The following is a 16906-nucleotide window of genomic DNA, read 5'->3' as shown; positions in this document are numbered from 1 at the left end:
ATTGATCTATCGCTGGAGTATAGCAGAACAAAGCGATGCTATCCGAAATGAGAGACGTTTCGAATTTCCCCGTGTGTCACAGGAACCGAGCTTGCATCGCGACGTCGGGGAATTCATAAGCGCGTGCGGTAAGAGTATCAACGATAATTCGTACCCTGTGACAACATGGTTCAATGCTTATGAAAGTCCTTTTCGTCCATCAAAATATGCCCGGACAGTTCAAGCATCTGGCGCCTGCTTTGGCCGCCGATGGGCATGAAGTGGTCTTCCTGACGAAGCCTAGGCGTCCGAGCATGCCCGGCGTTCGCAAGGTCGAGTATGAACTGCACCGTCAGGCGGGAACTCCTCCGCACCGGTATTTCGACCGTTTCGAGGACCAGATCCTGCACGGCCAGGCGATCACCCGAGCTTCCCTGAAGCTGCAATCCGGAGGTTTCTCACCGGACGTGATCTGCGCCCACACCGGCTGGGGTGAGGCGATGTTTCTCAAGGACGTATTCCCCAAGGCCCGCCTGCTTGCCTTTAACGAGTTTTTTTATCGCTCCCACGGCACCGATACCGATTTTGTCAACAAGAAGCCAGATATGGACCGGGATTGTCGGACGCGCGTGCGCAATGCCCATATGCTCCTTAGTATGGCGGCGGCTGATTGGGGATATGTGCCGACCTATTGGCAATGGTCGACCCATCCCAAGGCCTTCCGCGAGAGCATGACGGTGGTTCATGATGGAATCGATACTGACGCATGTGTGCGCGAGCCTGACGCCTTTATCGATCTCGCCGACGGACGCCGGCTGACTGCGAAGGACGAGGTCGTCACATATGTCGCCCGCAACCTTGAACCTTATCGAGGCTTTGACGTGGTCGCCGGCGCGCTGGAACGAATCCTTCAGGCACGGCCGAATGCTCATATCCTGATCACAGGCGGCGAAGAGATCAGTTACGGCACGGGCCCCGGCTATGCCGACAGCTGGAAGGACGCATTGATTCCGCACCGGAAACTGGACGCGAGCCGGCTCCATTTTCTCGGCCGTCTGCCCTACGGGGAGTTCGGGCGGATGCAATCGATCTCCAGCGCTCATATCTATCTGACCTATCCTTTCGTGCTTTCCTGGTCGATGCTGGAAGCGATGGCGAAGGAATGTCTCGTGGTCGCGAGCGATACGGCGCCGGTTCGCGAAGTCATTAGGCATGGGAAGAACGGGCTGCTCGTCGATTATGGCAATCCCGATCTCCTGGCAGACGCGGTGATCGACGCTCTCGCGAAAGGCAAGAAATTGAACCCGGTCCGGAAGGCTGCGCGCGAGACGGTCGTCGAGCGGTACGATCTGAAGAGGGTTTGCCTGCCGATACAGAAAGACATCGTCGAACGGCTCGGGCGAGGTGAGAAACCCGAACCGACCAGCACCATCCCGTCCGACATCGCCGAAGCGATGGGATGGAACGCGACGAAGACAAGCGACCTTGCGCTATGGTCCGAACTGGGGGCATGACGCCTTCGCCGGGTGACGAGGCCCGACGTGCGGCGCTCAAGGCGGAAGCGGGAGCGGCTTTTCGCACCGGCAATCTGGGTTCCGCCATCGACGTGCTCCGACGCTACGCATGCCTCTTTCCGGAGGATGCCGGCGGATACGGCAATTTGCTCGCCGTGGCTCGCCGGACCCAGATGAACAGCGCCGCGCTTGTTCGTCTTGCCCGTCATGCTCTTTGCCTGGCTCCGTCAGTGCCTAGCCCGATGGCGGCTCTCCTTACAGCCCTTGCGGAGCGCCAGGAAGCTTTGCCGGCGGAGTTTGAGGATACAATGTCCCGCTATAGCGCTACCGAGGACGTGGCGCTCGCTCGCGCGATCCATCTGCACCGTCTGGGGCGGCCGGTTTGCGCGGAAAGGGTTGTCCGGCGCGCTTTGATCGAGATGCCGGACCGTCCGCGCCTTTATCAGCAACTCGGGTTGCAGCGGCAAGGGGACAGTGGCCCCGATTCAGGCCGCATGTTCAAGAAGGCGCTTTTCTCCGCGGGTGCGGAGAGCTTGGAGATGGCTGCGGCGTGCGAATATCTTGCCGCCAATGTGCACGCGTCGGGCGATCTGCTCCGAGCTGTCGATCTATATCGCACCGCTTTGGCGCGCGTGCCGGGGTCCGCCGGCCTCCGTGCGAATCTCGCCGCGGCATTGGTCGATTGCGGCGAAGCGGAGGCCGCCGAAACCGAGCTTAGGCAGACCCTGATACTCGATCCGAAACATCGCGACGGTTTGTGGCTCTCGTCCTGCCTTCGGATTGGCGCCGGCGATCTGACCGGCGGATACCGGGCGCATCATGTACGTTGGACGGAGCCTCACGAAGGTGCCCGCAGCCTCGCGTTCGGTTCTCTCCCGCTCTGGCTCGGACAGCCGCCGAAGGGGCGGCGCATCCTGGTCTGGGGCGATTTCGGGATCGGCGACGAGATCATCTTCGCGCCGCTTGCGCAATGGCTGGCGGAGCAGGGCGCCGAGGTGACTCTGGAGACCGATCCGCGTCTGGTCGCACTCTGCCGGCGCAGTTTTCCCGGGGTCGCAGCAGAAGCGCGGGAGGAGGCGCCGCGACGTCTTGAGCGGTTCGACTATCATGTCCCGTCGGCTCTGCTGGCGTGCTTTTACGAGAGGTCGGGCCGCTCCCCGGATCTGCATCCGTTCAGGGCTGACACGGAGCGTGTGTCCGAACTCCGCGAGGCGCTCGGATCTGCCCGCGGCGGCGCGCGGCTGGTCGGATTTTCCTGGGGCGGCGGCGGCGCACGGACGTCCTGGTCGAAATCCACTGAACTCGCCGAATGGGAGCCTTTGCTGTCCTCTCCGGAGATCAGGCCCGTAAGCCTTCAGTACACGGGCGCAGGCGTGTCCAGCGAACTGCCGGAGCGCATTCTCCAGTCGCCGGTCAGCGATCTGCGGAACGATCTGGACGGGCTGGCCGCCCTCATAGCCTGTCTCGACGCCACGGTTTCGATCTCGGGCATCAATGCACACATGGCCGGTGCGCTCCGGCGCCCGGGTTTCATCTTGCTGCCGCGCCTGCCGCTCTGGTTCTGGGGGCGCAACGGAAGCGACTCACCCTGGTATCCGAGTCTTCGTCTGTTCCGCCGCTCCGATGACGGCTGGGCCGCTCCGATCGCGGATCTTTTGAAAAGCGTCAGGCGGTTTCTTTCGCCTTGACCATGGCCTCTTCGGCGAGCCAGAGATCGCCGTAATCGACATCCTGCCAGTTCTCGAACCAGGGGCCGCCGCGCGTGTAGTGGATCGCTGCCGGATAGGAGCCGTCCGCCGGCTTGTCGTACCAGCCCTCGAGCCAGTTCCAGGTATGGTCGACGGCGCCGATCAGTTCGTCGGTAAGCCACTGGAAGCGGTGCAGATAGGCGCCTCCCTCCCGGTTGACCACTTCCGGAGTGAGCGTGGCATTGGCCGGATGGCCGCAATTGATCAGCATCATGCTGGACCAATTCTTGCGCGGATAGACGGTCTGCGCCTTGCCGTCCATCTTGGTCCGTTCGGTCGGGCGATAATCGTGCTGAACGCAGATCAGAGCCTTCCCGTCGTCCGCAAGCGCGAACAGCTTCGCGACGTCGGTCGTCCAGAGAAAGTCGCAGTCGCAGAACAGCGCCCAGCCTTCGTAGCCTGCGAGGTGGGGAACAAGGAAACGGGTATAGGTGAATTCGGTGGATGCCAAGGGATCCGCTTCCTTGGAATAGAGTCCCGCCGCCCGCAGTTCCTCCTGTTTCAGAGGAATGATCTCCAGATCCGCGTCACTGTGGCGCCGCAGGGAATGCTCGCAGACGTCGTAGGCGATGGGCTCGCGGCTGTCCCATCCGATATAGATCCGCAGGGGGCGGGAGCCAGCAACTGCAGTCATGATTTACTCCAAACGGACGAATTGCATGTGCGTCTCATTAGCATGCGTGCGGGCGGCTCCAAAGGATTCGCTTTGTCGCAGGGGCGAGAGCGCTTTGCACCGGTCCAGCCATCCTCTATAAACGCAACGCTTCAGATTTCGTCTTCATATTATTCCGTTGCCGGACGGTTCTTCGTGTCAGCCACCCCTGTTTGCGCCATTCATTATCATCCCGACGCCTACAAGGCGGATCGCGTCGGAGTGAAGGGCCGCCATTCCGCAGGCAGCGGGTTCCTGACCGGACTGTTTCGGCATGGGCGTGCGCCTATGCATGTCAGCGTGACGCCGAACGAGCGTCATGCGGCCGAGTTCGCCGAGGCGGCCAGGCAACGCGACCCCCGGGCCCGCGAAATCCGGAACTTCCAGACCATGCTGGCGGCCGGTTCCGCGGCCGAGTGCCTCATGGTTCCAGGTCCGGTTCTCGACGAGTTCGCCTGGGAACGCAGGGTCAGGGACCAGCGCGCCTATAGTATTTGCGGCGTTACGCATACCCTGGCCTCTGACCGGATCATTGCCGGCCTCGCCAATTTTCACATACTGCCGCTGCAGCCCTGGGATGCCTTGGTCTGCACCTCCCGTGTCGCCCGCGATGTGGTCGAGAACGCGATGGAGACCTACGCCGATTATCTGGCGCGCAGGACCGGAGCCAGGTGCGAGACGTCCCTGAAGCTTCCGATCATTCCGCTCGGCGTCGACGGTGCGCGCTATTCAGAAAACCAGGCGGCCCGACAGTCGTTCCGTGCAGGGATCGGTGCGCGCGACGGCGATTTCGTGATCCTGTTTCTCGGTCGCTTCACCTTCCACGCCAAGGCCCATCCGGTGCCGATGTATCTCGCGGCCGAGCGGGCGGCGAAGCGGCTCACGGACCGGAAGGTCCATCTCGTTATGGTCGGGCAGGCGCCGAACGACAACATCCTGAAGCTCTTCAAGAGCGGAGCTGAAACCTACACCGATGTGGCCGAGGTCCATTTTGTCGACGGACGGGACGACAATCTCGTCAACGGCTCCTGGCAAGGCGCGGATGTTTTCCTGTCCCTTTCCGACAATATCCAGGAAACCTTCGGGCTGACACCGATCGAGGCCATGGCGGCGGGCTTGCCGTCGGTGGTGAGCGACTGGGACGGCTACAAAGACACGATCATTCATGGCGAGACCGGGTTCCGCGTCCCGACAGCCGCTCCCGGCGCCGGGAGCGGGCTCGATCTCGCGGTCAAGTATCAGACCCGGCGGGACGACTATGATCGTTTCGTGGGCCGGGCCTGCATGTCGACGTCCTGTGATTTGCAGGCGACGGCGGATGCCCTGGTGCAGCTCGCAAAGGATCCGGAATTGCGCGCCCGCATGGGCGAGGCGGGGCGGGCAAGGGCCCGGACCCACTATGATTGGTCGGTCGTGATCCGTGCCTATGAGGATCTCTGGCTGGAATTGCGGGAGCTGCGGGCTTCGGCTCCCGAAGTCGCTCCGCGGGGCACGCAGGAAAGCCCTCATCCACTCTACCCGGATCCGTTCGGCATCTTCGCGCCGCATCCGAGCGCGGTCCTTTCCGCGGATACCTTGGTCAGCATCGATCCGCAATCGGACCTTTACAGGATCGAGGACCTCGCGCGTCATCCGTTTTGCACCTTCTCGAGCGACCTGATGCTTCCGAGCCGGCTCCTGCCGGACATGCTCGCCCGTCTGGCCGCTGAGGGACCGCTTTCGGCCGGTGACATGGAGAGCAGTGTCGCTCCGGAACTCCGCCGGCATCTCCGCCGTACCCTGCCGTGGCTGGCCAAGTTCGGCCTGATCAAATTGAGCTGAAGATGAAAGCAATCGACTTGCAGGCACGCGTGAAGCTGCACAACGATACCAAAGCAGCCTTGGCGCAAATTGCCGAAGGCAAACTCGACGAGGCGCAGAAAACTTCTGCCCAGATGCTCAAGGATGTCGGCCGGACCGCGATCCAGGCCGGTATTGAGGCCAGACTGGCTTTCGAGCGCAAGAACCCCGCCCGTGCCCGCGAACTGCTCGGCGATGCCCTGAAGATGGCCTCCCCGGGGGACTTGACGCTCATTCGGGTGGCAATCGACCTGGCGCGGAAGATCGGCGACAACAAATTCACCGAGGACGTGTTCCGGATCGCGCTCGACAAAGTCCCCAGCGATGCCGCCGTGCGTTATGCCGCCGGAGGCTATTGTTACCGCAGAGGTATCTTGCCGGCGGCTCGAGCCCACCTCGAGGCTGCAGTCAATCTGCGGCCGCGCTTCATCGATGCGATGCGGGACCTCGCGATACTCTACTTCGAGATGGGCGAGAGGGACCGGGCGGTCAGTGTTCTCAGGCGGGCCTGCGAATTCGATCCCAAGGTACGGGACAAGGTCCTCGAGATCGGCAACCAGCGCTACAAGATCCCGAACTTCCCGGGCGCGATCCAAGCCTACGAACTGGCCGTGGCATATGAGCCGCTATTCTCGTCGGCCTATTCAAACCTGGGCTCCGTCTACCGGCAATCCTGCCTTTTCGACAAGGCGGAGCGGGCTCTCAAGAAGTCGATCATGATCGAGCCGGACAATTCAGGGGCGTTCTACAATCTCGGTAATCTGAAGAAGGAGACGGCTGACCTGGAACAGTCGATCCGGTCGTTCCGGCGGGCCCTCGTGCTCAGGCCGGACGAGCCGACCTTCCACTGGAACCTGTCGCTGGCGCTTCTCGCAGACGGCGAATTGCGGGAAGGGTTCGAGGAATATGAGTGGCGCTGGCAAACCGCCTCCTTTCCGACCAAGAAGCGGGATCTGAAACAGCCCGAATGGGATGGTTCTCCGCTGGAGGGACGCACACTCCTGATCCTCGCGGAACAGGGGATCGGAGATGCACTGCAATTCCTGCGGTTTGTGCCCGCGGCCGTCGAACGTGCCCAAGCAGGCAAGAAAAAGGGCCGGATCCTTCTGGAGGCCCACGAAGAGATTCTCGAGGTCTATTCCGACTACAAGTCGATCGTCGAACTGGTGCCGCGCAAGCCTGGCGAAGAACCGAAATTTGATTGTCACTATCCGCAGCTTTCCCTGCCGCGGCTGCTTGGCATCGATACCGTCGATGATCTTCCGAAGGCCCCCTACATCAATGCGATCGGTCCGGAGCGGTTCCCGGTCCCGGGCCTCGATACCGGAAAGCTCAATGTCGGCGTCGTCTGGGGCGGCAATCCGGCTTTCCCGGGCGACGATATCCGGTCGTCGAAGGTCGAACATTACCTTCCGCTCTTCGACCTCGGCGGCGTCCAGTGCTACAGCCTGCAGAAGGGGCCGCGGGAAGCGGATATCGACAGGGCTCCGGCCTCGCTCGTGCCGTTGAGCAAGGACATCAAGTCCTTCGCCGATACCGTCTCAATCGTCCGTCAGCTCGATGTCACCGTCACCACATGCACGTCTGTAGCGCATCTCGTCGGCGGGATGGGATGTCCGGTCTTCGTGCTGCTCTCGCACAATCCGGACTGGCGCTGGCTGCAGCATCGTGACGACAGTCCCTGGTATCCTTCGGCCCGCCTGTTCCGCCAATCCGAACCGGGAGACTGGGCCGGGGTGATTGAGAGAGTCGGCGCCGCCCTCGCGGACCTCAGGGATGCGAAAGGGATATCGTGACACGCGTCTTATTTGCCTGGGAACTCGGCGACGGCTTCGGGCATGTGAACCGCCTGCTCCCGATCGCGCGAGTCCTGAAGGAAAAAGGCGTCACCTGCGCCTTCGCCGTGCGCAATCTGACGGTGACCCACCCGGTCATCGCACGGGACGGTTTCCGTGTGTTCCAGTGTCCGTTGGTGAAGCCTTACGTGTCGAAGGAGGTCGAAGGCAAACCGATCGCCTCGATCGGCGACGTGCTGGCGACGGTGGGGTATATCGACGCGGATCTCCTCGCGGCCCTGACAGACGGCTGGTCGGCAATCATCGAGTCCTTCGATCCGGACCTCATCGTCTCGGACTATTCTCCGACGGCAGGGCTCGCAGCTTTCGGTAAACGTCCGGTTGTCCCGGTCGGCGACTGGTTCACGTTGCCGCCTGGCAACTGGTCGGAGTTCCGGACCTTCAAGGACCATCCTAACAGGGTCGACCCGGCGAAGCTGCTGCAGACGGTCCAGGAAGTGCAGCGTCGCCGCGGCAAGCCGGTCCCGGACCGCGTTCCGGCGCTGATGCACGGCGAGCGGAACTTCGTTGTCACCATCCCTGAACTCGACCCCTACCACGCCTTCCGGGAAAACACCTCGAGCTCGCCGCTCAGCCCGCTTCCGGCGCCCGCAACAGTGGCGCCGTCGCAGGACTATTTCGGTTATCTGTCCTATAGCTATCCGGGAACGCCTAAGGTCCTGACGGCGCTTGCCGGCAAGGATTGGACAGGCGAGATCTTCCTGCGCGACGCCAATGACGAGATCCGCGCCGCCTGGCGCAAACGCGGTCTCAAGATCCACGCGGCGCCGCAGCCGATCGAGGAGGTCGTCGCACGCTCTCGGGCGGTCGTCCATCATGGCGGGCTCGGAACGCTGGAGCAGGTTCTGGCGCTGGGCCGGCCGCAATGCATCGTGCCCAGGCACTTCGAGCAACAGAAGAACGGTGAGTTCGCCGGAAAGCTCGGTACCGCGACTGTTCTCAGAAGCTCGAACCGGTTCACCGAGGATCACGCCGACCAGGCCATCGCGGCCGTGCTCACCGGACCGCAATTTGCCGAAAGGGCCCACCGCGCCGCAGACGACCTTGCACGCCGCGGGCCGTTCAATCTGCTTGCGGAGATCACCGACTATATCCTATCGACGTTGGCAAGGCGCTGACACCCAAGGAGCCACCAGGAGGGAATGAACCATGGCTGTTGAGAACAAGTTTCCGGGCAAGGATCTGAGCGAGGACGATATCGCGGGCAAGATCCCTCTGGTGGCCAAGAAGTCGCCCGACCACAAGACGATCGTGACCTGCGGGGGCATCGAAATTGGCGGTGCGCTGGTCCCGGTGATGGCCGGTCCGAACACGGTCGAGACGGAGGACCTGATCGTCGAGAGCGCCAAGGCGATCAAGGCCGCGGGCGGCCATTTCCTGCGCGGTGGCGCGTTCAAGCCGCTGAGCTTCCCCTATCGCAGCCCAAAGTTCTTCGAGCCGCGGGAAGACGGCCTGAAATGGCTCTCCGTCGCGAAGCAGGAAACCGGCCTGCCGATCGTCACCGAGGTGATGGAGATCTCCAAGATCGACATCGTCGCAAAGCATTCTGACATGCTGCAGATCGGCACGCGGAACATGCAGAACTATCCGCTGCTGACCGAGGTCGGGAAGGCCGGCATGCCGGTGATGCTGAAGCGCGGTTATGGCTCGTCCCTGCGCGACTGGCTGATGGCGGCGGAATATATCGCTCTGGAGCATGACCGCCTCGGTATGGAGCCGCAGATCGTGCTGTGCGAGCGCGGTGTCGTTGCGCCGCATACCCATCGTGCGACCTCCCGCTTCATGCTCGACCTTCAGGTCGTTCCCGCGGCGCAGGAAGTCACCCACCTGCCGGTCATGACCGACCCGTCGCACGCCACTTTCTGGCAGCCCTGGGTCAAGTCGATGATGCTGGCATCGCTCGCCGCCGGCGCCGATGCGCTGATGCTTGAAGTGCATCCCGATCCGCGCAATGCCGCGGTGGACCCGTTGCAGGCGAGCTCCTTCGAGCAGTTCGACGACATGATGAAGGCTATGCGACCGGTCGCGGCTGCGATCGGACGGACTTTGGACGCCGGCAGCAACAGCTGAAAACCGGAAGCAGACGCGGTCAGGTAGCCTGGCCGCGTCTGCTTCCAGAGACCATATTTAAAAAATGAGAAACCGCCGGTGGCTGTCAGGCAGTGATCGGCGGATGAGTCTTGCGGCCGTTGTTCTTCCGCATCTCAACGATGATCTCGTCGATCTCTTTTTCAAGCGATTCCGTTTCTTTCGCCATATTCACTACGGTTCCGCCTTTCTTGAGGCGGTTAATCGCGAGCGTGAGGCTTGTCCAGAAGAAGAGAGCGATCCCGGCGAGAATCGCGACAACCGACCCGGCGGATTCAAGAAATTCCAGGAACATTGCTTAGTGCCATTCCGTGAGGTGATCGAGCATCCGAATTGACATTTCTATGGGATCTCGGCGCCGCAATGTCAAAGAATTTGCGGTGTTCTGACTTCGGTGGTTTTTCTGCAGGCCTGCTTCGCGAGCTTCCGCTTTCTCCCCAGAAATCATGATCCAGCCGAGGCGTTCCGGGTGAACGCGCTTGACTCGAAAAACATCAACGCATAAAAACATAAAGACATCTTTATATGATTGTATCGGTTGATCATGGAAACATTGCTGCAGGGCCTGCGGGCCGTCTCCGAGCCGACGCGGCTGCGTATCCTGGTCCTCTGCGCCCATGCCGAACTGTCCGTTACCGAACTGGTGCAGGTGCTGGGACAGAGCCAGCCCCGGGTCTCCCGCCATCTCAAACTGATGGTGGATGCCGGCCTGCTCGACCGGCATCAGGAAGGCAGCCGTGCCTTCTACCGCCTCGCCGAGGACAGCGAGGTTTCCGATCTGGCCCGCATCCTGGTCGACCTCACCCCCGACGATGACGACGTCATTGCCGTCGACCTGGAACGCCTTGAAGAAATAAAGGTGCAGCGGGCCCAGGTGGCTGAGGAGTATTTCCGCCGGAACGCGAAGAACTGGGACGATCTGCGCGGCGAGCATATCGACGATGACGATGTCGATGCGCGGCTGAAACGCCGGATTCTGAGCGCGCCGGTCCGCGACCTGCTGGACATCGGTACCGGCACCGGGCGTGTGCTCCGGCTGGTCGGCGACGAGGTGCGCTCCGCCGTCGGCGTCGACAATTCCCGCGAGATGCTGGCCATCGCCCGAAGCTATCTCGACCAGGACACGCTGCGGAACTGCCAGGTCCGGCACGGCGACATGTACCGCCTTCCGTTCCCCGCCCACCGCTTCGATGCGGTGACCGCGAACATGCTGATGCATTACGCCGACAATCCGGGCGAGATGGTACGGGAAGCGGCACGGGTGCTGCGTCCGGGCGGCCGGCTGGTGGTGGTCGATTTCGCGACCCACGACCTGACCGATCTGCGCGAACGCCATGCTCATCGCTGGCTCGGTTTCTCGGACAGCGACGTCGAGCGTCTGTTCAAGAAGGCCGGGCTCGAACTCCAGAATGTCGAGCGGATCGATGGCGGCACGCTCACCGTCTGCATCTGGACCGGCCGTAGCCGAATTGAAGTCGCCAATGATCTCGTTGCGGAGGCCCTCTGATGACCCAGGATCTGTCCGTCAGTTTCGAATTCTTCCCGCCGACCAGCGAAGCGGCGGAAGCACGCCTCTGGAACACGGTCGAAAAGCTGGCGCCCCTGCGTCCGGCCTTCGCCTCTGTGACCTATGGGGCCGGCGGTACGACGCGTGAGCGCACGCTGAACATCGTGCGGACCCTGAAGCGCGACGGCCGCATGGTGCCGGCGGCCCATCTGACCTGCGTCGGCGCGGAGAAGGCGGAGATCGATGCCATCGCGCGCGGCTGGCTGGACGAGGGCATCACGCATCTCGTTGCGCTGCGTGGCGATCCGCCGAAGGGTAGCGGTCAATACATTCCGCATCCGGGCGGCTACGCGAATGCCGCCGCGCTGGTGGAAGGGCTGCGCAGGATCGGCGATTTCGACATTTCCGTCGCGGCCTATCCCGAAGCGCATCCGGACTCGCCGTCCGAGGCGGCCGACATCGAGAACCTGAAGGCGAAGGTAGACAATGGCGCTGCGCGCGCGATCACGCAGTATTTCTTCGATGCTGAGCTGTTCCTGCGCTTCCGCGACAAGGTCGCCGCGGCGGGGATCGACGTGCCGATCGTGCCGGGCATCATGCCGATCACCAATTTTGGCAAGACGGTGAATTTCAGCAAGGCCTGCGGCGCGACCGTTCCCGCCTGGCTGCACGAGCGCTTCGAGGGGCTGGACGAGGACCCGGAGACCCGCGAGCTGGTCGCCGCCAGCACCGCAGCCGATCTCTGCCACGAACTGATGGCCGAAGGAGTGCGAGACTTCCACTTCTACACCCTCAATGTGCCGTCCCTGACCTATGCGGTCTGTCATCTGCTGGGCATCCGTCCGGACGTCTCGGAGGCGGCATGACCGGAGGCGGACAGCGCATTCCGCACGCGGCGCCCGCGCCGGCGGCCCAGCTTGCGCGCTGGGTCGGACAGAGCGGCTGCGTGGAAGCGCTCAATATCGACAGGCCCAAGCTTGTCATGAAGGTGCACCGCCGCTTCGTGAAGGCGGGGGCGGAGATCATCTTCACCAATTCCGGCAATGCGGCGCCGCAGTTGCTGCGCAATTTCCGCATGTTCGACGAGGCCTTCGCCGTCAGCTATCTCGGTGCCGAGCTCGCCCGCACGGTTGCGGACGAGGCGGCACACCGGGTGCATGTGATCGGCGACGTGCGCCTGCCGTCGCGGGTACCGGTGACGGGCTTCATGACCGAAGACGAACTCGGCTCGGCCGCGCGCTGCCTGGTTTCGGCGCAGGTTGCGGGCGGGGTCGACGCGGTCCTGCTCGATCTCCCGGCGCGTCCGGCCCAGCTCGCCGCGGTGCTCAACGGCGCGCGCTGGGGCATGAGCGAGGCGAAACGTAGAGTGCCGTTGCTACTCCTCCTGCGCCCCGCGATGATGCCCGGCCAGATCGACCGGGACCGGCTGCATGACGAGCTTTCCCAAGCCGCGGTGGTGGCCGCCACGGCGCGCGTGTCGGCACTGGGCGTCAATCCTGGCGACCTTCCCGAAACGGCACCGGAACTGCTCGAGCATGTGCTGCCGTTCTGGAAAGGGCCGATTGCCCTCAGTCCGGCGGCGGATGCGGCGACGGTCCGTACGCTTTGCGAGGATCCGCTGCTCGGCGGACGTCTCGCCTTCCTTCCCTCTTCCTCGCCGCGCGACCTGAGACGCGTCATCAAGACGAGCCTCGGAACCGCCGCGGCGGTCATTCAACGGAGAAACTGACATGACACGCGAACAGCGCAGGGCCGCCTTCGATCTGCTGATCGGCGAGCGCATCCTGGTGATGGACGGTGCCATGGGCACGATGATCCAGGGCTACAAACTGGACGAGGCCGGCTATCGCGGCGAGCGGCTGAAGGACCACGGCCACGATCTGCGCGGCAACAACGACATCCTCAACCTGACTCGCCCGGACATCGTCGAGGAGATCCACCGCGCCTATTTCGAGGCAGGTTCGGACATCGTCGAGACCAATACCTTCAGTGCCACCTCGATTGCCCAGGCGGACTACGCCGCCGAGGACCTGGTCTATGAGATCAATGTCGAGGGCGCGCGCCTCGCGCGACTCGCTGCCGACAAGGTGGAAGCGGACAATCCGGGTCGCGTCTGTTTCGTCGCGGGAGCGCTTGGCCCGACCAACCGGACCGCGTCGATCTCGCCGGACGTGAACGACCCCGCTTTCCGCAATGTGAGTTTCGATGCGCTGGTCGCTTCCTACAAGGAGGCGGCGCGCGGCCTTGTCGAGGGCGGCGCGGACCTGCTGCTGGTCGAAACCATCTTCGATACCCTGAACGCCAAGGCGGCGCTCTTCGCCATCGACGAACTCGGGGAGGAGATGGGGTTTCACCTCCCGCTCATGATCTCCGGCACCATCACCGATCTTTCCGGGCGCACGCTCTCCGGCCAGACGCCGGAAGCGTTCTGGAACTCGGTCCGGCACGCGAAGCCTGTCAGCGTCGGCCTCAATTGCGCCCTCGGAGCGAAGCAGCTGCGCGGTTTCCTCGCCGAGCTCTCCCGGGTCGCCGAGACACATGTGAGCGCCTATCCCAATGCCGGCCTGCCGAACGCCTTCGGTGGCTATGACGAGACTCCCGAGGAGACCGCCGCCGAGATCGGCGCCTGGGCCCGGGACGGGCTGGTCAATATTGTCGGCGGCTGCTGCGGCACGACGCCCGATCATATCCGCGCCATCGCCGAGGCGGTGAAGGACGTGCCGCCGCGTGACATTCCTGTCCCGCCGCGGCGCATGCGGCTGTCCGGCCTCGAGCCGTTCGAGGTGCCGGCATGAGCAACGCGACCGACAGCACCGCCCGTTTCGTCAATATCGGCGAACGCACGAACGTCACCGGCTCCGCGCGCTTCAAGCGTCTGATCCTTGAGGGCGATTACGAGACCGCGCTCGAAGTGGCGCGCCAGCAGGTCGAGAACGGTGCCCAGATCATCGACATCAACATGGACGAGGCGATGCTGGATTCGAAGGAGGCGATGGTCCGCTTCCTCAATCTGATCGCCTCCGAGCCGGACATCTGCAAGGTCCCGGTGATGATCGACAGCTCCAAGTGGGAGGTGATCGAGGCCGGACTGAAATGCGTGCAGGGCAAGTCGGTGGTCAATTCCATCAGCCTGAAGGAAGGCGAGGAGCCGTTCCTGAAACAGGCCCGTCTGGTCCGGCGCTACGGCGCCGCCGTCGTCGTCATGGCGTTCGACGAGAACGGTCAGGCGGATACGGCCGAGCGCAAGTTCGAGATCTGCAAGCGGTCCTACGATCTGCTGGTAGAGAAGGTCGGCTTCCCGCCCGAGGACATCATCTTCGATCCGAACATCTTCGCGGTGGCGACCGGGATCGAGGAGCATAACGATTACGGCCGTGCCTTCATCGAGGCGGCGCGCCGGATCCGCACCGAGCTTCCGGGCGCGCATGTCTCTGGCGGTCTCTCAAACCTCTCCTTCTCGTTCCGCGGTAACAACACGGTCCGCGAGGCGATCCATTCCGTCTTCCTGTTCCATGCCATCAAGGCCGGCATGGATATGGCGATCGTCAATGCGGGCGCCCTGCCTGTCTATGAGGACATTCCGAAGGAGCTGCGCGAGCGGGCCGAGGACGTGGTGCTCAACCGGCGCGAGGACGCGACGGAGCGGCTGCTGGAGATTGCCGAGAGCTTCCGCGGTCAGGCCAAGGAAAAGGAAGCGGACCTCGCCTGGCGCGAACAGGATGTCGCGTCGCGGCTGTCCCATGCGCTGGTGCACGGCATCGCCGATTTCGTCGAGGCCGATGTCGAGGAAGCTCGGCTCGCAATGGGCCGCCCGCTCGATGTCATCGAGGGCCCGCTGATGGACGGCATGAATGTCGTCGGCGACCTTTTCGGTGCGGGCAAAATGTTCCTGCCCCAGGTGGTGAAGAGCGCGCGGGTGATGAAGAAGGCTGTCGCCGTGCTGCTGCCCTACATGGAGCAGGAGAAGGACGGCGGCTCCCGTTCGAACGGCAAGATCCTGCTCGCGACCGTGAAGGGCGACGTACACGATATCGGCAAGAACATCGTCGGCGTCGTGCTTCAGTGCAACAACTACGAGGTCATCGATCTCGGAGTCATGGTGCCGTCCGCGAAGATCCTGGAGACGGCCAAGGCCGAGAAGGTCGACGCCATCGGCCTCTCGGGTCTGATCACGCCGAGCCTCGAGGAGATGTGCTACGTCGCCTCGGAAATGAAGCGCGAGAAGATGGCTGTGCCGCTGCTGATCGGCGGCGCGACCACGAGCAAGGTGCATACGGCGGTGAAAATCTCGCCGAACTATGACGGGCCAGTGGTCTATGTGACCGATGCCTCCCGCGCGGTCGGCGTTACCGGCAATCTCTTCTCCGCCAGCAACAGCAAGAACTTCGCCGCCGAGGTGGCGAATGAGTACGAGAAGATCCGCGCCCATCACGCTCGCGGCAGCAGCGGCGCCAAACGGCTGACGCTGGCCGAGGCGCGGGAGAACCGGGAGGCGATCGACTGGCAGAACTATGTGCCGCCGAAGCCGTCCTTCCTCGGGACGAAGGTGTTCGACAATTACGACCTCTCCGAACTCGCCGACCGGATCGACTGGAAGCCGTTCTTCCAGGCCTGGGAGCTGCACGGACGCTTCCCGGACATTCTCGACGATCCGAAGGTCGGCGCGGCGGCACGGCCGCTCTATGATGACGGCATGCGGATGCTGGAACGCATGATCTCCGAAGGCTGGGTGCGCGCGCGCGGTGTCATCGGCTTCTGGCCGGCGGCGTCGGTCGGCGACGATATCTCGCTCTTCACCGACGAGAGCCGGGGCGAGAAGCTCGGTACGATCCACACCCTGCGCCAGCAGCGTATCCACAGCCGCGCGGATCGAGCGAACCTGGCGCTGGCCGACTTCGTGGCGCCGCTGGACAGTGGCGTGCCGGATTATGTCGGCGGCTTCGCCGTCACCGCAGGCGCCGAGATCGACGAGCGGGCGAAACGCCTCGAAGCGAAGCATGACGATTATGACGCGATCCTGATGAAGGTGCTTGGCGACCGACTGGCGGAAGCCTTCGCCGAACGCATGCACGAGCGGGTGCGCAAAGAGTTCTGGGGGTACGCGCCGGACGAGCATCTCGGCAACGAGCAGCTGATCGCCGAGGAGTATCGGGGTATCCGGCCGGCGCCGGGCTATCCGGCCTGTCCGGACCATACCGAAAAGCCGGAGCTGTTCCGTTTGCTGGACGCCGAAGCCGCGACCGGGATCTCGCTCACGGAAAGCTGCGCCATGTGGCCGGCGTCGTCGGTTTCGGGGCTCTATTTCGCTCATCCGGAAGCCCGCTATTTCGGCCTCGGCAGGATCGGCCGCGATCAGGTCGCCGATTATGCCAAGCGGAAGGGCGTTACGGTGGAAGAGGTCGAGCGCTGGCTGGCGTCCAACCTCGACTACGATCCGAAGGCCGCGGCCGCCTGACAAAATCCGGCGCCTAGCGTTGCTCGCAATGCTATGGTCACGTGCTTGATTCAAAAGACGAAGGCACAGCCATATGTACCGGGACCGCACAGAACTCTTCAAAGCGGAACTGACCGAGCCGGACCGGCTTGCGCATCATCTCAAGCGGCTTCTCGACCTGGTCCGGCCGCATATCCGGCCCGGCGCGAAGAGTCTTGTCTATATCAATGCACAGGTGGCACGGATCGGCCATCTGACGCACGAGGCCTGGTGTCTCGCCCACATGCGG

At 63.2% G+C, this 16906-nt stretch carries 12 protein-coding genes and 1 pseudogene; 11 read left to right on the top strand and 2 right to left on the bottom strand.

The genetic code is table 11. The features are described from left to right. Positions 1-173: 173 nt before the first annotated feature. Positions 174-1493: a glycosyltransferase family 4 protein gene (locus tag JJ959_RS16825; RefSeq protein WP_292886145.1), complete on the top strand. Its 1320-nt coding sequence runs from the start codon at positions 174-176 to the stop codon at positions 1491-1493. Then, on the top strand, positions 1490-3181 hold the full coding sequence (locus tag JJ959_RS16820; RefSeq protein ID WP_292886142.1) for a tetratricopeptide repeat protein: 1692 nt from the start codon (positions 1490-1492) through the stop codon (positions 3179-3181). Before JJ959_RS16825 ends, JJ959_RS16820 begins: the two co-directional genes overlap by 4 nt. On the opposite strand, the gene JJ959_RS16815 is transcribed toward JJ959_RS16820, so the two are convergent. After that, positions 3159-3875 (bottom strand): hypothetical protein, encoded by a 717-nt coding sequence (locus JJ959_RS16815; protein ID WP_292886140.1) that lies wholly within the window; start codon positions 3873-3875, stop codon positions 3159-3161. The two genes, JJ959_RS16820 and JJ959_RS16815, sit on opposite strands and share 23 nt — an antisense overlap. Positions 3876-4049: 174 nt before the next feature. On the opposite strand from JJ959_RS16815, the gene JJ959_RS16810 reads away from it, so the two are divergent. From JJ959_RS16810 to aroF, 4 genes are read left to right on the top strand one after another with little or no spacing between them, the layout of a single operon-like run. After that, the gene (locus JJ959_RS16810; protein ID WP_292886137.1) at positions 4050-5714 is read left to right on the top strand and encodes a glycosyltransferase family 4 protein; all 1665 of its coding nucleotides are present in this window, start codon (positions 4050-4052) and stop codon (positions 5712-5714) included. A gap of 2 nt (positions 5715-5716) precedes the next feature. Then, positions 5717-7528 carry a tetratricopeptide repeat protein gene (locus JJ959_RS16805; RefSeq protein ID WP_292886134.1) on the top strand — a complete coding sequence of 604 codons (1812 nt, stop codon included), beginning with the start codon at positions 5717-5719 and terminating at the stop codon, positions 7526-7528. Then, positions 7525-8706 carry a nucleotide disphospho-sugar-binding domain-containing protein gene (locus JJ959_RS16800; RefSeq protein WP_292886131.1) on the top strand — a complete coding sequence of 394 codons (1182 nt, stop codon included), beginning with the start codon at positions 7525-7527 and terminating at the stop codon, positions 8704-8706. The genes JJ959_RS16805 and JJ959_RS16800 overlap by 4 nt, the downstream gene beginning before the upstream one ends. Before the next feature lie 31 nt (positions 8707-8737). After that, positions 8738-9658, top strand: coding sequence for a 3-deoxy-7-phosphoheptulonate synthase (gene aroF, locus JJ959_RS16795; RefSeq protein WP_292886128.1), 921 nt, complete (start codon positions 8738-8740; stop codon positions 9656-9658). Between the two features lie 85 nt (positions 9659-9743). On the opposite strand, the gene JJ959_RS16790 is transcribed toward aroF, so the two are convergent. Next, a complete protein-coding gene (locus JJ959_RS16790) occupies positions 9744-9971 on the bottom strand; it encodes a hypothetical protein (protein ID WP_292886126.1) in 228 nt (75 codons plus the stop codon). 249 nt (positions 9972-10220) lie between these two features. On the opposite strand from JJ959_RS16790, the gene JJ959_RS16785 reads away from it, so the two are divergent. The 5 genes and pseudogenes from JJ959_RS16785 to JJ959_RS16760 form a co-directional block, all read left to right on the top strand. Further along, positions 10221-11183, top strand: a complete 963-nt coding sequence (locus JJ959_RS16785) for a metalloregulator ArsR/SmtB family transcription factor (RefSeq protein WP_292886123.1) — start codon at positions 10221-10223, stop codon at positions 11181-11183. Next, positions 11183-12049 (top strand): methylenetetrahydrofolate reductase [NAD(P)H], encoded by an 867-nt coding sequence (gene metF / locus JJ959_RS16780; protein ID WP_292886121.1) that lies wholly within the window; start codon positions 11183-11185, stop codon positions 12047-12049. Before JJ959_RS16785 ends, metF begins: the two co-directional genes overlap by 1 nt. Beyond that, complete coding sequence (locus JJ959_RS16775) at positions 12046-12912, top strand: homocysteine S-methyltransferase family protein (RefSeq protein ID WP_292886117.1); 867 nt, start codon at positions 12046-12048, stop codon at positions 12910-12912. The genes metF and JJ959_RS16775 overlap by 4 nt, the downstream gene beginning before the upstream one ends. A gap of 1 nt (position 12913) precedes the next feature. Continuing rightward, a pseudogene (metH, locus tag JJ959_RS16765) lies at positions 12914-16638 on the top strand (methionine synthase). A 73-nt stretch (positions 16639-16711) separates the two neighbouring features. Then, positions 16712-16906 (top strand): hypothetical protein (locus JJ959_RS16760; RefSeq protein ID WP_292886108.1); only part of this gene is annotated, 195 nt, incomplete at its 3' end.

Source organism: Nisaea sp., from assembly GCF_017640745.1.
GTDB lineage: Bacteria > Pseudomonadota > Alphaproteobacteria > Thalassobaculales > Thalassobaculaceae > Nisaea.
The sequence above is the reverse complement of the archived record's forward strand: the minus strand, read 5'-3'. Positions and strand labels throughout refer to the sequence as shown.

Excerpts from the sequence above, each read along its gene's own strand:
- JJ959_RS16825 (WP_292886145.1), top strand. The coding sequence starts at position 174 with ATGCTTATGAAAGTCCTTTTCGTCCATCAAAATATGCCCGGACAGTTC.
- JJ959_RS16820 (WP_292886142.1), top strand. The coding sequence starts at position 1,490 with ATGACGCCTTCGCCGGGTGACGAGGCCCGACGTGCGGCGCTCAAGGCG.
- JJ959_RS16815 (WP_292886140.1), bottom strand. The coding sequence starts at position 3,875 with ATGACTGCAGTTGCTGGCTCCCGCCCCCTGCGGATCTATATCGGATGG.
- JJ959_RS16805 (WP_292886134.1), top strand. The coding sequence starts at position 5,717 with ATGAAAGCAATCGACTTGCAGGCACGCGTGAAGCTGCACAACGATACC.
- aroF (WP_292886128.1), top strand. The coding sequence starts at position 8,738 with ATGGCTGTTGAGAACAAGTTTCCGGGCAAGGATCTGAGCGAGGACGAT.
- JJ959_RS16790 (WP_292886126.1), bottom strand. The coding sequence starts at position 9,971 with ATGTTCCTGGAATTTCTTGAATCCGCCGGGTCGGTTGTCGCGATTCTC.
- JJ959_RS16785 (WP_292886123.1), top strand. The coding sequence starts at position 10,221 with ATGGAAACATTGCTGCAGGGCCTGCGGGCCGTCTCCGAGCCGACGCGG.
- metF (WP_292886121.1), top strand. The coding sequence starts at position 11,183 with ATGACCCAGGATCTGTCCGTCAGTTTCGAATTCTTCCCGCCGACCAGC.
- JJ959_RS16775 (WP_292886117.1), top strand. The coding sequence starts at position 12,046 with ATGACCGGAGGCGGACAGCGCATTCCGCACGCGGCGCCCGCGCCGGCG.